Origin of the sequence: Paracoccus sp. MC1854 (genome assembly GCF_014164635.1) — a bacterium.
In the GTDB taxonomy this organism is placed as follows: Bacteria; Pseudomonadota; Alphaproteobacteria; order Rhodobacterales; family Rhodobacteraceae; genus Paracoccus.
Genome location: NZ_JACJFU010000002.1, coordinates 1 through 14,515, shown reverse-complemented (window position 1 = coordinate 14,515; position 14,515 = coordinate 1). Strand labels below are relative to the sequence as shown.

The 14,515-nt window shown below is 66.4% G+C and carries 10 protein-coding genes and 1 pseudogene; 5 read left to right on the top strand and 6 right to left on the bottom strand.

All coding sequences use genetic code 11. The annotated features are described in order from the left end of the window. Positions 1-52: 52 nt before the first annotated feature. The gene (locus tag H5395_RS02075) at positions 53-856 is read left to right on the top strand and encodes a hypothetical protein (protein ID WP_220494765.1); all 804 of its coding nucleotides are present in this window, start codon (positions 53-55) and stop codon (positions 854-856) included. Here the strand turns inward: H5395_RS02075 and H5395_RS02070 are convergent. The 3 genes from H5395_RS02070 to H5395_RS02060 all read right to left on the bottom strand — a co-directional run bounded on the left by H5395_RS02070 (position 808) and on the right by H5395_RS02060 (position 5,950). After that, entirely contained in the window at positions 808-2,439 is a 1,632-nt protein-coding gene (locus tag H5395_RS02070) for a CHASE domain-containing protein (RefSeq protein WP_182790881.1), read from the bottom strand. The genes H5395_RS02075 and H5395_RS02070 overlap by 49 nt on opposite strands. Positions 2,440-2,677: 238 nt before the next feature. Next, complete coding sequence (locus H5395_RS02065; protein ID WP_182790880.1) at positions 2,678-4,780, bottom strand: PAS domain-containing sensor histidine kinase; 2,103 nt, start codon at positions 4,778-4,780, stop codon at positions 2,678-2,680. 24 nt (positions 4,781-4,804) lie between these two features. After that, on the bottom strand, positions 4,805-5,950 hold the full coding sequence (locus tag H5395_RS02060; protein ID WP_182790879.1) for an RsmB/NOP family class I SAM-dependent RNA methyltransferase: 1,146 nt from the start codon (positions 5,948-5,950) through the stop codon (positions 4,805-4,807). A gap of 255 nt (positions 5,951-6,205) precedes the next feature. On the opposite strand from H5395_RS02060, the gene recA reads away from it, so the two are divergent. The 3 genes from recA to H5395_RS02045 all read left to right on the top strand — a co-directional run bounded on the left by recA (position 6,206) and on the right by H5395_RS02045 (position 10,981). Beyond that, positions 6,206-7,276: a recombinase RecA gene (recA, locus tag H5395_RS02055; RefSeq protein ID WP_182790878.1), complete on the top strand. Its 1,071-nt coding sequence runs from the start codon at positions 6,206-6,208 to the stop codon at positions 7,274-7,276. Between the two features lie 138 nt (positions 7,277-7,414). Then, complete coding sequence (alaS, locus tag H5395_RS02050; protein WP_182790877.1) at positions 7,415-10,072, top strand: alanine--tRNA ligase; 2,658 nt, start codon at positions 7,415-7,417, stop codon at positions 10,070-10,072. A 114-nt stretch (positions 10,073-10,186) separates the two neighbouring features. Beyond that, the gene (locus tag H5395_RS02045) at positions 10,187-10,981 is read left to right on the top strand and encodes a class II glutamine amidotransferase (RefSeq protein WP_182790876.1); all 795 of its coding nucleotides are present in this window, start codon (positions 10,187-10,189) and stop codon (positions 10,979-10,981) included. Between the two features lie 21 nt (positions 10,982-11,002). Here H5395_RS02045 and aroC read toward each other — a convergent pair whose 3' ends face one another. Next, positions 11,003-12,103 (bottom strand): chorismate synthase, encoded by a 1,101-nt coding sequence (gene aroC / locus H5395_RS02040; protein WP_182790875.1) that lies wholly within the window; start codon positions 12,101-12,103, stop codon positions 11,003-11,005. Positions 12,104-12,329: 226 nt separating this feature from the next. Here aroC and H5395_RS02035 point away from each other — a divergent pair, with 226 nt between their 5' ends. Further along, positions 12,330-12,824: a BrnA antitoxin family protein gene (locus H5395_RS02035; protein WP_182790874.1), complete on the top strand. Its 495-nt coding sequence runs from the start codon at positions 12,330-12,332 to the stop codon at positions 12,822-12,824. A gap of 41 nt (positions 12,825-12,865) precedes the next feature. Here the strand turns inward: H5395_RS02035 and drt2 are convergent, their stop codons facing one another. Further along, positions 12,866-14,203 carry an antiviral reverse transcriptase Drt2 gene (gene drt2, locus H5395_RS02030; protein WP_182790873.1) on the bottom strand — a complete coding sequence of 446 codons (1,338 nt, stop codon included), beginning with the start codon at positions 14,201-14,203 and terminating at the stop codon, positions 12,866-12,868. Between the two features lie 189 nt (positions 14,204-14,392). Further along, positions 14,393-14,515 (bottom strand): annotated as a pseudogene (locus H5395_RS02025) (IS5/IS1182 family transposase); the annotation flags it as partial.

Sequence of the window (14,515 nt, the reverse complement as noted above, 5' to 3'; positions counted from 1 at the left end):
ACGGTTTCTTAAGCCTGCCCTGCTATCCCCTCCTCATATTCGGGGGTGGCTGATGCGGTTGGGTTGGGTTCTTGCGCTGCTGTTCCTGCCAGCGCCGGCGCTTGCCGCGCCCGGCCCGGCAGATCAGCCGGCGGCGGTCTGCGAATGGGCGGCGATGACGGCGGCGGCCGAGATGGGGGTGCCGCCCGACATCCTCGGCGCGCTGACCCTGACCGAAACGGGGCGGCGGCGCGGCGACCTCGTCCGCCCCTGGGCCTGGAGCGTGAATGCCGAAGGCGCGGGAAGCTGGTTCGACGATCCGGCCGAGGCGCTGGCCTTCGCGCAGGACCGCATCGAGCAGGGGCGGGTGAACCTCGACATCGGCTGCTTCCAGTTGAACTACCGCTGGCACGGCGAGAACTTCCCGTCCGTGGTCGAGATGTTCGACCCGCTGGAAAACGCCCGCTACGCCGCCCGCTTTGTCCGCGACCTTCATGCCGAGACGGGCGACTGGCGGCGGGCGGCGGGCGCGTTCCATTCGCGCACGGCGGTCCATGCGAACCGCTATCTCGCCCGCTTCGATGAGTTGCGGGCGACATTCAAGGCGCAGGGGTTCCAAGGGATGACCGGCGCGCCGGAAACCTACAACAGCTTCGCCATGGCTGCGCCGGTCGCGCCGGAAAAGGTGGCGCGGGCGCGGCAGCGGCTGACGCTGCTGGGTGCGCCGGTGGGGTCGGAACGGACTGGCTCGCCGGGGTCGCTGGCGGTGGTGGGGCAGGGGCGCGGCCCGCTGATCGGCAGCAGCCGGGGCAGCCTGCTGGCCATGGGTCAGGGGCCAAAGGAACCCAAGGCCGAGGCGCCATCCGAGCCGCTGTGATCGGCCAGCGCCAAGGGAAAGGCGATGGTGACGACCATGCCGTCGGACCCGAAGGCGCGGGCGAACGCGCCGTTCAGGTCGCCCTCGATCAGCGCATGGATCAGTTGCGACCCGAAGCCGCCATTTCCGTTCTGGTCCTCACGGCCGGGCGCCGGGCTGGCGTCCGGTTCGTTCCACCTCAGCACCAGCCAGTCGGCGCCGGCGCGTGGTTCAACCGTCCAGTCGATGCGGATCGTCAGGTCGTCCGAGTTTTCACCGTATTTCATCGCGTTGGTGCTGAGCTCATAGGCGACCAGCCCCAAGGCCTGCGCCTCGCGCCCGTTCAGCCGCACCGGCGGGCCGTTCAGCATCCCTTCGGCCTGCGCGGCGGCAACGACGCCGCCGACCTCGGCCCGCAGCAGTCCGGCAAGTTCCGCAGATCCCTGATCGGTGCGGTTCACGGCATCCTGCGCCTTGGCCATCGCCGCCAGCCGCGCCCCGAACACGCGCCCGAATTCCTGCAGGTCCGGGGCCGAGCGCATCGTCTGCCGGGCAATCGCCTGGATGCGGGCCAGGTGGTTCTTGATCCGGTGCTGCATCTCGCGCAGCAGCAGCGTGCGCTCATCGGCCTCGCGGGCGGACTGAACGGCGCGCAACTCTGCCTCGCGCAGCGCGCGCATGAAGTTGCGCGTGGCGCCGGTCACCGCGATCAGCAGCAGCAGCGACAATGCCCCGACCATCAGGCTGGCCGTGCGATCGTCCAGCCCCAGAAAGCCGGGGGCGGGAACCATCGTCAACTGCCAGTTCCGCCCGGCGATGGCGATCTCGCGCGTGGCGGCGCGGTTCAGCAGGCGGGCGGGCGCATCCTCGGGGATGTTGTCGAACAGCGGCTGGCCGGGCGCCTGCCGGTCCATCGTCCGCAGCGACAAGGGCAGGTCCGGCAGTTCGGCCAGAACCGCGTGATGCAGGTCGCCGGCGCGATAGGGCGCATAGACCCAGCCGCCGTCCCGGCCCTCGCGCATCCCGAACAGCCCGATCCGGGTGGGGATGTAGATCAGGAAACCCGCCTGCTTTTCGGCGGTGATCTCCTGCACCAGTTCCACCGGCCCGGTCGCCTGCGCCTCGCCGCTTTCAAGGGCGGCGATCATTGCCTCGCGGCGCACGGATTCGGCGAACATGTCGTAGCCAATTGCCTGCCGGTTCCGCGCGTCCATGGGTTCGAGCATGGTGATGGGGCCGACAAGCGGCTGGTCGCTGCCCGGACGCGCAACCGCCTGCCAGCCGTGGTTGGCAGAGATCCGCTCAAGGGCCGGGCTCTGGAGGTCCGCCGGCAGCAGCGCGGCAAAGCCGATCCCCTGGATGCCGCGATAATCGCTTTGCAGTTCCAGCCCTTCGACATAGCGGCGGAATTCTTCCACGGAAACCGGCTGGTCCTGCGCGTCGAAGTAGCTGCGCGTGCCCCGCAACAGGGCGACATGCTGGATCATCCGCTGCTCGATCCGGCCCGACACCAGATCGGCAAGCCGTTCAAAGCGAAGCACGGCCGCCCGGTTTTCCAGCCGGACAGTAAAGGCGGTCAGGCCGATGCCAAGCGTCAGAGTCACGAAAACCGCGCACAACATCAGCAAGGTCTGGCGCGTGGTTGTCATGGTATGTTCAGAACGCGAAGGCCTATCCAGGAATGCGAGAGGGCCACGCGGATAAGCCAGCGGCGGCTTTGCCCTTCCCTACGATGGGGCGGGGAACCTGTCCAGCGGCTTCTGAGCGGCCGCGCCGTTCCCGGCTGGCAGCCGTCCCGGCTGGCCGCAGTGATCGCAGCCGCGCATTGAACCGGCTGGCTCCCTAGGCGTCGGGAGGGGCGCCATCGGTGGGCCGGGCCGGGGCCATGCTGCCGGCGAGATGACTTTCCACGGTTGCGACGAGTTCTGACAGCGAAAAGGGCTTCGGCAGGAACAGGGCGTTGGGAATGGCCATGTTGTTGTCCGACAGGGTCGCGTCCATGTAGCCCGACATGAAGATCACCCGCGTGCCCTCGCGCGCCTGCAGGGCCATACGGACCCAGCCGGGGCCGTCAAGGCCCGGCATGACCACGTCGGTGAGGAAGATGTCCACCCGCAGCGCCGCATCCGACAGGATCTGAAGCGCCCGTTCTCCGCTGTCCGCCTCGATCACGTCAAAGCCGTGCAGCCGCAGGGCGCGCGCCGCGAAGGCGCGCACCGGGGCCTCGTCCTCGACCAGCAGCACGGTGCGGCGGTGGTCCTCGCCGCTGCGCGGGGACGCCGGGCTTGCCGCGGCCGGCGCGGGCCTTTCCGCCGGACGCGGCCGCTGGGCCGGGAAATACAGCGCAAAGATCGTGCCTTCGCCCGGAGTGCTTGTGCAGAAGATGTATCCGCCGGTCTGCTTGACGATGCCATAGACGGTCGAAAGGCCAAGGCCAGTGCCCTCGCCCTGTTTCTTGGTCGTGAAGAAGGGGTCGAAGATCTTGTCCAGCGTCTCGGGCGGGATGCCGCAGCCCTGGTCCGAGACGGTGATGCGGACATACTCGCCCTGGGGGATGCTGGCCCCTTCCAGCGTCAGCCCGGTGCGGAGCCTGACGTTCTCGCTGCGGATCGCGATCTCGCCGCCCTTCGGCATGGCATCCCGGGCGTTCACGGCGAGGTTGATCAGCACCTGTTCGAACTGCCGCCCGTCGGCCCGGATCGGCCGCAGCGAGGGGTCGTTGGTGACGGTGACGATGATCCGCTCTCCGACCAGGCGGTTGAGCAGGTGGCTGAGGTCCGACAGGACATGGCGCAGGTCGATGATCTCGGGGCTGAGCGTCTGCTTGCGCGAGAAGGCGAGCAACTGCCGCACCAGCGCCGCCGCGCGGTTGGCGTTCTGCGAGATCTGGTGCAGGTCGGCGTAATCGGGATCGGTGTTGTCGCGCCGCAGCATCAACAGGTCGCAATGGCCGGTGATCGCGGTCAGAAGGTTGTTGAAGTCATGCGCGATGCCGCCGGCAAGCTGGCCGATGGCCTGCATCTTCTGGCTTTGCACGAACTGCGCTTCCAGCGTCTTGAGCGCGCTCACGTCCGTCAGCACCGCGACGATCCGGTCGATGCCGGGGCTGGAGGCAAGCGTCACCTGCAGCGCGCGTTCGACATCGCCGGTGCGGGTCTGCAGCACCTCGCCGCGCCCGGTGTCGCGGCCCTCGCGGACCTCGGCCAGCCAGTCCCCCAAGGGACGGCCGGGCCCCTCCAGCAGGTCCCCGAGAAAGGTTCCGGGGGCGATCGGACCCAGCAGCGCCTCGGCCGCCAGATTGGTGGTCAGCACATGGCCATCCGGGTCGAGGTCGAGGAGGGCAATGGGCACCGTGCGGTAATCGAGGCCGATGCCCGCAGCCGTCGCGGCAGGTTCGGGTTGCGGCGTCTCGATGCGCCAGAACTGCAGCGTGCTGTCGGGAATGCGCCGCGCGTCCAGGATCAAGCCATCGCCAAGTGGCAGTTGCACGGGCCTGCCGTCGGCGACGCGCGCCAGCAGCGCCGCCGCAGCCGCCGCGGGGTTCGCGCGGTGGCCGGCCAGCAGCGCCGCCGCATCGCGCCCCGTCAGGTCCCGCAGCCGTCCGGCCGGTGCTGACTGGCCCCGGATCGCGCCCTCGGAATCGACGATCCAAGCGCAGCCCGGCTCGTCCGCAAGGGTGACACGCGCCGCCCGGACCTGCCGGGCGACCGAAAGCTGATCCAGCAGCCGCCGCCCCGCGATCATCCCGCCCAGAAGATACCAGGCGACTGCCACCGTGCCTGCAATCACGAGAACGCGCGGGGGCACCGCCGCCGGCGCCAGCGCCAGCCACAGCGCCCCGAGCACCACCGGCAGCATCAGGACCGGCACCGCCGCCAGCCTGCCCGAGGACAAAAGCCCGCCCTGCTTCATTCCCGCCTCGTCACCCGATTCGCGCCCGACCATAGCGGGCCGGAGGTTAACCGTCGTTTAACAGACAAGCAGCGCGTGGAAGAAACCGTCGCTTGCGGAAATCGGCGTCAGGGTCGCCGCGCGCCTGAGCGTGAAATCAGGATGCGTTTCAAGGAAACGCGCGACTTGATCCTCGTTCTCGCGGGCGAAAAGCGAGCAGGTCATGTAGGCCAGCATCCCGCCCGGCCGCACATGACGCGCGGCGCGGTCGAGAATCGCGGCCTGCGTCTCGGCCAGCCTGTCCAGATCCGCGGGCGTCAGCCGCCATTTCGCCTCCGGCGTCCGCCGCCACGTTCCCGAGCCGGAACAGGGCACGTCCGTCAGCACGAGATCATGAAGGCCATCCGGCACCTCCGCGATCCTGACTCTCACCCCGGCGCGGGCCGCGCGGGCCGGAAGGTCGCGCATCCGTCCCAGCGCGGCGTCCCATGCCGTCACCCGCGCGCCGCGCGCCGCCAGCGCCAGCGCCTTGCCCCCGCCCCCGGCGCAGAAATCAAGCGCGGTGGTCCCTGGTGCGATCGGCAGCGCGGCGCAGGCCATCTGGGGCGACAGGTCCTGCAGCTCGACCAGCCCCTCCCTGTAGGCGGCCGAGCCCTGGATGCGCCGCTCGCCCTCCGTCGCCCGCAGGGCCGTGCCGCAGCGGGGATCGGGTTCGGCGGCGATGCCGTCGGCTGCGAGTGCTTGCCGGGCCTCGGCCGCGGTCGTCCGGGCAAGGTTCGCGCGCAGCCACACGGGCGCGCGGTCGCGCAGCGCCGCCGCGACCGGAACGAACCCGCTGCCGAGATCGGCTTTCATTGTCTCGGCGATCCAGTCGGGCAGGTCAGTCACCTCTGCTTCCGTCGGCGCCCGCCCGCCCGCCCGTTCCGCCACCGTCAGGGGTGCGGGCGCGTGGCCTTCGCCGGTGAAGATCGTGTCGGGATTGGTGCCGGTCTCGCGCAGGGCGCCGAGGACCAAGCCACGTCCGCTGTCCGCGCCTCCCAAGGCAGCACGGCTGCGCCGGCGCCGCAGCGTGTCATAGACGATGTCGCGCACCGCGGCGCGGTCGCCCGATCCGGCGAAGCGACTGGCACGGGCCCAGCGGGTCAGTTGCGCCTCGGAAGGCTCTCCCTGCAGGATCGCGTCGAGGATCTGGATGGCCGCGGCGGCGCGGGCGGCGGGGGTCATCGCCGGAACCCGGCGGGCAGGGGCGGTGGAAGGTGCATGGCGCGAGAATACCGCGCCGAAATCCGGCCACAAGCGGGCCTGCAGAAGCCACTCAACGGTTTGTTAAGATTCTTTCTGCAGAGTGCGATTCGAGGGCGGCATGTCCTTGTGGTCAGGCACCAAAATCACCAGATGGCGTGCAGAACATCAGGTGAACAAAGAATGGCTGCGCTGCATCGTTGTGCACGGTCCCGCGCTGCAATAGAGTAGGTGAAAATGTCTGGGGCGAGCATCCTGAAGATGGACGACAAACGCAGCGCGGACCGGCAGAAGGCGCTCGACAGCGCCCTTGCGCAGATCGAACGCCAGTTCGGCAAGGGCTCGATCATGAAGCTCGGCGCGGACAATCCGGTGGCCGAGATCGAGTCGACCTCGACCGGCTCGCTGGGGCTGGACATCGCGCTGGGGATTGGCGGCCTGCCCAAGGGCCGCATCATCGAAATCTTCGGGCCGGAAAGCTCGGGGAAGACCACGCTGACGCTGCATGTCGTGGCCGAGGAACAGAAGAAGGGCGGCGTCTGCGCCTTCGTGGACGCGGAACACGCGCTGGACCCGCTTTACGCCCGCAAGCTGGGCGTGAACCTGGACGAGCTGCTGATCTCGCAGCCCGACACGGGCGAGCAGGCGCTGGAGATCGTGGACACGCTGGTCCGGTCCGGCGCGGTCAGCCTGGTTGTGATCGACTCGGTCGCGGCGCTGACGCCCAAGTCCGAGATCGAGGGTGACATGGGCGACATGCAGATGGGCAGCCAGGCCCGCCTGATGAGCCAGGCGATGCGGAAGCTGACCGCCTCGATTGGCCGGTCGAACTGCATGGTGATCTTCATCAACCAGATCCGCATGAAGATCGGGGTCATGTTCGGGAACCCCGAGACGACGACGGGCGGCAATGCCCTCAAGTTCTACGCCTCGGTGCGCCTGGACATCCGCCGCACCGGCTCGATCAAGGACCGCGACGAAGTAGTGGGCAACTCGACCAAGGTGAAGGTCGTCAAGAACAAGGTCGCGCCGCCCTTCAAGCAGGTCGAGTTCGACATCATGTATGGCGAGGGGATTTCCAAGGTCGGTGAGCTGATCGATCTGGGCGTCAAGGCCGGCGTGGTGGAAAAGTCAGGCGCCTGGTATTCCCATGGCGACGAGCGGATCGGGCAGGGGCGCGAGAACGCCAAGCAGTTCCTGCGCGACAACCCGCAGGTGGCGCTGGCCATCGAGGACCGAATCCGCGCCAGTCATGGGCTGGAGTTCACCGCGACCGAGGATGGCGACGACGCGCTGACCGAGGAGTAAGCGTCAATTGACAGGACGGCCGCCCCGCAAGGCGGCCGTTTGCTTGTTCAGGGGCGCGCCGCGCGTCTTGTGTCATTCTGGACAGCGGGCGGGGGCATCGCTATCTCTGCGCGGCAGCATTTCCCCAGGATAGACGCCATGGCCAGCCTGAACGACATCCGCTCGACCTTCCTCGACTTCTTCGAACGGAACGGCCACCGGCGCGTGGACAGTTCGCCCCTCGTGCCCCGCAACGACCCCACGCTGATGTTTACGAACTCGGGGATGGTCCAGTTCAAGAACCTGTTCACGGGCCTTGAGACGCGCGACTACACCCGCGCGACCACCGCGCAGAAATGCGTGCGGGCGGGGGGCAAGCACAACGACCTCGACAACGTGGGCTACACGGCGCGGCATCATACATTCTTCGAAATGCTGGGGAATTTCAGCTTCGGCGATTATTTCAAGGAAGACGCGATCCCCTATGCCTGGGAGTTGCTGACCAGGGACTTCGGCCTGCCCAAGGACAAGCTGCTGGTCACCGTCTATCACACCGACGACGAGGCGGCGGAGATCTGGAAGAATGTGGCGGGCCTGACCGACGACCGCATCATCCGCATTCCGACCGACGACAACTTCTGGCGCATGGGCCCGACCGGACCCTGCGGCCCCTGCACGGAAATCTTCTACGACCACGGGCCGGAAATCTGGGGTGGCCCGCCCGGTTCCGCCGAGGAGGACGGCGACCGCTTCGTCGAGATCTGGAACCTTGTCTTCATGCAGTTCGAGCAGTTCGAGGACGGCTCGATGAAGCCGCTGCCGAACCCCTCGATCGACACCGGCATGGGGCTGGAACGGGTCGGCGCGCTGCTGCAGGGCAAGCACGACAACTACGACACCGACCTGATGCGGGCGCTGATCGAGGCCTCGGCCAATGTCACCAATTCGGACCCCGACGGGCCGGGCAAGGTGCATCACCGGGTGATCGCCGACCACCTGCGGTCCACCAGCTTCCTGATCGCGGATGGCGTGATGCCCTCGAACGAGGGGCGCGGCTATGTCCTGCGCCGCATCATGCGCCGTGCCATGCGCCATGCGCATATGCTGGGCGCGCAGGATCCGGTCATGCACCGGCTGGTGCCCGCGCTGGTGCAACAGATGGGCGCGGCCTACCCGGAACTGAGCCGCGGTCAGGCGATGATCGAGGAAACGCTGCGGGGCGAGGAGATGCGCTTCAAGCAGACGCTCGACCGAGGGTTGCGGCTGCTGTCGGACGAGGTCGGCCGCCTGCCCGAAGGGGCGAACCTTCCGGGCGAGACGGCCTTCAAGCTTTACGACACCTACGGCTTCCCGCTGGACCTGACGCAGGACGCGCTGCGCGAGCAGGGCCGGGGCGTCGAGGTCGCGGGCTTCGACGCCGCCATGGCCGAGCAGAAGGCCAAGGCCCGCGCCGCCTGGGCTGGCTCGGGCGAGACCAGGGACGCCGCGATCTGGTTCGACCTGGCCGAACGTCACGGCGCGACCGAGTTCCTGGGCTATGACACCCAAGCTGCCGAGGGCGCGCTTCTGGCGCTGGTGCAGGACGGTTCCGAGGTCGAGACGGCGGGCGAGGGCCAGCAGGTCCAGATCGTCGTCAACCAGTCGCCCTTCTATGCCGAGAGCGGCGGTCAGGTGGGCGACACCGGCCTCATCAAGACCGAGACCGGCGCGGCGCAGGTGACGGACACGAAGAAATCCGGCAGCCTGTTCGTCCACTTCGCGGAAGTCACACTGGGCCAGATTTCACGCGGGCAGGGGGCCACGCTGTCGGTGGACATCGACCGGCGGGGGGCGATCCAGGCCAACCACTCGGCCACGCACCTGCTGAACGAGGCGCTGCGGAATGCCTTGGGCGAGCATGTCGCGCAAAAGGGCAGCCTGAATGCCGAGGACCGGCTGCGCTTCGACTTCAGCCACGGGAAGGCGTTGACGCCCGAGGAACTGGCGCGGATCGAGGCCGAGGTGAACGCGGTCATCCGCCAGAACTCGCCTGTCGAGACGCGGGTGATGGCGCCCGACGACGCGCGCGACATGGGCGCGCAGGCGCTGTTCGGCGAGAAATACGGCGACGAGGTGCGCGTGGTCTCGATGGGCCGGCGCGAGGGCTCGGGCAAGGGGTTGAGCCGCGACATCTACTCGATCGAGCTTTGCGGCGGCACCCATGTCAGCCGCACCGGCGACATCGGTGCTTTCGTTCTGCTGGGGGACAGCGCGTCGTCTGCCGGAGTGCGGCGGGTCGAGGCGCTGACCGGCCAGGCGGCGCTGGCGCATCTGCGCGAGGCCGAGCGGCAGTTGTCCGAGATCGCGGGGCTGCTCAAGGCGCAGTCGGGCGACGTGGTGGGCCGGGTCAAGGCGCTGGCTGACGACCGCAAGGCGATGCAGAACGAGATCGCGCAACTCAAGCGCCAACTGGCGATGGGCGGCGGGTCCGAGGCCGCGCCGAAGGACATCGGCGGCGTGCAGGTGATCGCGCGGCGGGTCGAGGGCGTCTCGGGCAAGGAACTGGGCGCGCTGGCCGACCAGATGCGCTCGGGCCTTTCGACCGGGGCTGTGGTCGTCATGACCGAGGACAACGGCAAGGCCACGGTGGCGGCAACGGTGACGCCCGATCTGGCGGAGCGGGTCAGCGCGGTCTCGCTGGTGCAGGCGGCGGTCGCGGCCCTTGGCGGCAAGGGCGGCGGCGGCCGTCCCGACCGGGCGCAGGGCGGGGCACCTTCGCTCGATGCGCTCGATCAGGCCATTGCGGCGGTTGAGAAGGTGATCGCCGACGCTGCTTAACCGACAGCCTGGCGCGGATTGTGATCAACTGCCTCGCGCGAGGCCAAAGGAATCTGCTGATATTCCGCCCGGCTGCTGCTAGTTTCCCCGCAAACACCAATGCGGGGGACAAGAATGTGTCGCTGGGCGGCCTATCTCGGCAGGCCGATCTATCTTGAGGATATCGTCAGCCTTCCCGGCCATTCGCTGGTCCGGCAAAGCCATGGCGCCATCCGCTGCCAGAATCCGGTCAACGCCGACGGCTTCGGCCTCGCCTGGTATGGTGAGCGGGACGAGCCGGGGCTTTATCGCGACGTGATGCCCGCGTGGTCCGACCCGAACCTGCGCAGCCTGACCGCCACGGTGCGCTCGCATCTGTTCATGGCCCATGTCCGCGCCTCGACCGGCACCGCGACCAGCCGCAACAACTGCCACCCCTTTGCGGTCGGCCCCTGGTCCTTCATGCACAACGGCCAGTTCGGCGGCTACAACACATGGCGCCGCGCGGCCGAGGTGCTGATTCCCGACGAGCTTTACCCGCATCGAAAGGGCGCGACCGACAGCGAGGCGCTGTTTCTCTGCGCCCTGGGCGAGGGGCTCGATCATGATCCGAATGCCGCGCTGGCTCGCGCCACGGCGCGATTCCAGGATCTTGCGCGCCAGCGGGGCACGACTCCTCATGTGCGGCTCACTTGCGCCTTTTCGGATGGCGAGCGGCTTTATGCGGTGCGCTACGCGACCGATGACCTCGCGCCGACCCTGTATCATCGATGGTCGGATACGCGGCAGGGTCGGGCCATTGTCTCCGAACCGCTGGAGGCGGATGAGGCGGATTGGCTGGAAGTGCCGCCCGGCTCCTTCTGCGTCTTCGAGGGCGAGGCCGTGACCATCACGCCCTTTGTCGTCGAGCCGCTGCGCGAGGCCGCTTAGGCGGCGCCATGCGGCGGGCGTTCAGCCGATCACCCCTCGCTTGCTGCCTGTCTGGGCACGGTCCAGCAGCAGGTGGTCGAGGATCACGCAGGCCGCCATCGCCTCGGCCACCGGCACCGCGCGGATGCCGACGCAGGGATCGTGGCGGCCTTTGGTGACAAGCTCGATCTCCTCGCCCGCCCGGTTGATCGTCCGGCGCGGGGTCAGGATCGAACTTGTGGGCTTGACCGCAAAGCGCAGCACGATGTCCTGCCCCGTGGAAATGCCGCCCAAGATGCCGCCGGCGTGGTTCGACAGGAACTCGGGCCCGTTCGGACCCATGCGGATCTCGTCGGCGTTTTCGGTTCCCTTCAGGCGGGCGGCACCCATGCCCTCGCCGATCTCGACCGCCTTCACCGCGTTGATCGACATCATCGCCGCCGCAAGGTCGGTGTCGAGCTTGCCATAGACCGGCGCGCCGAGGCCCGGCGGGCAGCCTTGGATCAGCACTTCGACGACCGCGCCGACGCTGTCCTGTTCCTTGCGGATGCGGGACAGGTAGTCGGTCCATTCGGGGACTGCCGCAGGATCGGGAAGGAAGAAGTCATTGCGGTCGATTTCGTTCAGGTCAAGGCGCGCGCGGTCGACCGTGAGATCGCCCATCTGCACCATATAACCTGTAATGGTCAGGTGTTGCGCCAATTCGCGCAGGACCGCACGGGCGACCCCCCCGGCGGCGACGCGGGCGGCGGTTTCGCGGGCGCTGGAGCGGCCGCCGCCGCGATAGTCGCGGTGGCCGTATTTCAGGTGATAGGTGATGTCGGCATGGCCGGGGCGGAAGGCATGGGCAATCTCACCGTAATCGCGGCTGCGCTGGTCGGTGTTCTCGATGGTCAGCTGGATGGGGGTGCCGGTGGTGCGGCCCTCGAAAACGCCCGAAAGAATTCGAACGGAATCAGGCTCTTGCCGCTGCGTGGTCATCTTCGACTGGCCGGGGCGGCGGCGGTCGAGGAAGGGCTGGATCGCGGCCTCATTCAGGGGAATGCCGGGGGGGCAGCCGTCCACGGTGGCGCCGAGCGCGGGGCCGTGGCTTTCGCCCCAGGTGGTGACGGTGAAGATGCGGCCGAAGCTGTTGACGCTCATGCGGAAAACCCCTTTGCGACGGCATACGGGGGCCGCGTGCGGGGCGCAACGGGGCGCGCTTTCGGAACTCCGGCCCCTGCCTGTCCGGGGCGGGATTTCCCCGGAGAACGCCCTGCACATCCGATGCACGGGGGATGCACGATCCATGCACAACCCGTGCGAACGCCCCGTTGAGGGGGCGTTAACCCCGTTCCGCCAGACTGCGGCCAAAGGGCAGGAGGCGCGCATGGGCGAGACGAAGGCCGAAACGGCAAGGCGGATCAACTATCACTACATGGCCGACGCGATGCGGCGGCTGGAATGGGACCTGCACCAGAAGGTCCTGACCGAGGGGCGCATCCCCGAGGCCTGGCACGAGATCGCGCGGGAGCGCGGCGAGGCCAAGCGCATCCGGGTGACGATCGCGCTGGAGGAGGACGTGGTCCGCTTCTTCCGCGGCATGGGCGAGGGCTATGGCCCGCGCATGAACGCGGTGCTGCGCGCCTTCATGCACGCGCGGCTGGCGGGGTTGCTGCGCGGGGGCGAGACGATGGACTACCTGTCGCGGCGCGAGGGCGAGGGGCTGGACGGCCGCAAGCCGGGCTGGGGCGAGGCGCAGAAGGACTTTGAGGACCTCGGCCCTGACGCCGCCCGGCTGATGAGCGAGGAGCCGGGGGTGCCGCTGGACGAGGAGAAGCGCTCGGCTCGGGCGGATACGATGGCGTGGCTGAGGGGGAGGTAGCGGGCGGTGTTGCAGTGCATAAAGGCACTACCGCAAGGACTTCATGCGGAAGTAACCAAGTCGCCGTAAGCTCTTATCACCTCTTTGTGCCAAGCTCGCTGAAACCACCGGGGATGGTTCTTGATCTGATGACGTATGCTGGGGGCGTTCATGATCTCTGCTGCTCTATAAGCATACTTCACAAAGTTTCGGCCTTTTCCAAGGTGAGTGTATCGACTCAGTAGCTGTCTCTGGTAGACGTTTCTCGAAGGTATTCCTTGGGCCTTCGCTGCAATCAGCTTTGCTCTTATGCCCTGCCGCATCTTTTTTTGATAGCGAAGCATTGACGCGGTGCGAATAAAGAATTTTCTGCCATCGTACGTGAATCCGAGGTACTGAAGTGGCCGGTTTTCGTTTTGGCATAGGCCTCGGGAAAACACTGAAAGCTCAGTCTTATGAGTTGATAGTTGAAGGCCATAGCTGGAAATAGCACGTTCGATTTCTTGTACCACGTCCTCTGGTCTGATGTGGGGTGGTGCTACAACGGCTATGTCATCCGAGTACCTTCGATAGGTTCCGCCGATTGAATTGGCATACCGGAGCATACGCCGGTCAAATGAAAGAAGGTAGATGTTGGCGTAAAGGCCCGATATAGGGGTGCCTTGTGGAATCCCCCAAGGGTTTTTATTTACTCTTATCAAGTTATTTTCTTTTCCGCGGACCTTTGTGACGTACTCTTCCGCAGTGCAAATGCGTCCTTTCTTTTTCCTTTTGGGTCCAAGGGCAACTTCTAGTGCCTCTTGCTCCACCCATGAATAGCGAGTGACGTTCTTAAATATCGTCCAATGATGTCCCTCCAAGCGCCCAGCATCCAATAGTTCAAGTAACTCGTGTTTAAGGTGCTGATGGAGAAGAGAGTCGAAGAACCCTTTGATGTCCAAGGCCGTCACAACGCAGTCGGCGCGATGGGCGACCTCATCGAACAACGCCTTTGCATGATGGATATTGGTAGCATTTCCTTTGCGGTACGCAAGCACGCACCTATCAAGGTTGGATTTCTTTAGCTCAGCTTCATATGCGAGCGACAGCCAAGAGGAATATGCCTCGAGATAGGCAGAGTCTCGATGGGAGGCGTACTTTATTTCCCTAGGCTTAGGAACGACCTGCGGTTCGCCTGATGCGCTCAACGTTACCCGGCGAACAAGCTTGGTATACCCGAGCAAAGGATAAAACCGGTGAGGGGTTTCCTCAATCTCGAAGTCATAACTAATCTCTCTTCGACGTTCAGTTAACCGATTGTCGAAGTGAAGGTACTTCCTCTCGCGAGCCTGAAACTTATGAACTAGATCGCTAGTTGAGGGGTCAAATTCCCCTTCGCGAAGTAGGTCTAGTCCGGACATTGTGACTCCGTTCGTCTAATGTCCGGACTTATGTTACCTAACTTCACCCTCTCTACAAGGGGCGCGGGATTCAACCTGGCGTGGTACGCTGTGACCACGTCGTGCAATGGAGGCGAGATGATGGCGATCATGCCGATCCCGACCCGGTGCCGCTGGGCGCGAATAGCGCTTGCGGTCCTTAACACTAGGTCATGTTGACAAATGGCGGAGCCAGAGGCGGATGGAGGTAACGTCGATGAATGCCAGGTAGCTTTCGGCGGTTTTGTCGTAGCGGGTGGCGACGCGGCGGGCGTTCTTCAGCTTGTTGAAGCA

Excerpts from the sequence above, each read along its gene's own strand:
- H5395_RS02075 (WP_220494765.1), top strand. The coding sequence starts at position 53 with ATGCGGTTGGGTTGGGTTCTTGCGCTGCTGTTCCTGCCAGCGCCGGCG.
- H5395_RS02065 (WP_182790880.1), bottom strand. The coding sequence starts at position 4,780 with ATGGTCGGGCGCGAATCGGGTGACGAGGCGGGAATGAAGCAGGGCGGG.
- H5395_RS02060 (WP_182790879.1), bottom strand. The coding sequence starts at position 5,950 with ATGACCCCCGCCGCCCGCGCCGCCGCGGCCATCCAGATCCTCGACGCG.
- recA (WP_182790878.1), top strand. The coding sequence starts at position 6,206 with ATGTCTGGGGCGAGCATCCTGAAGATGGACGACAAACGCAGCGCGGAC.
- alaS (WP_182790877.1), top strand. The coding sequence starts at position 7,415 with ATGGCCAGCCTGAACGACATCCGCTCGACCTTCCTCGACTTCTTCGAA.
- H5395_RS02045 (WP_182790876.1), top strand. The coding sequence starts at position 10,187 with ATGTGTCGCTGGGCGGCCTATCTCGGCAGGCCGATCTATCTTGAGGAT.
- aroC (WP_182790875.1), bottom strand. The coding sequence starts at position 12,103 with ATGAGCGTCAACAGCTTCGGCCGCATCTTCACCGTCACCACCTGGGGC.
- H5395_RS02035 (WP_182790874.1), top strand. The coding sequence starts at position 12,330 with ATGGGCGAGACGAAGGCCGAAACGGCAAGGCGGATCAACTATCACTAC.
- drt2 (WP_182790873.1), bottom strand. The coding sequence starts at position 14,203 with ATGTCCGGACTAGACCTACTTCGCGAAGGGGAATTTGACCCCTCAACT.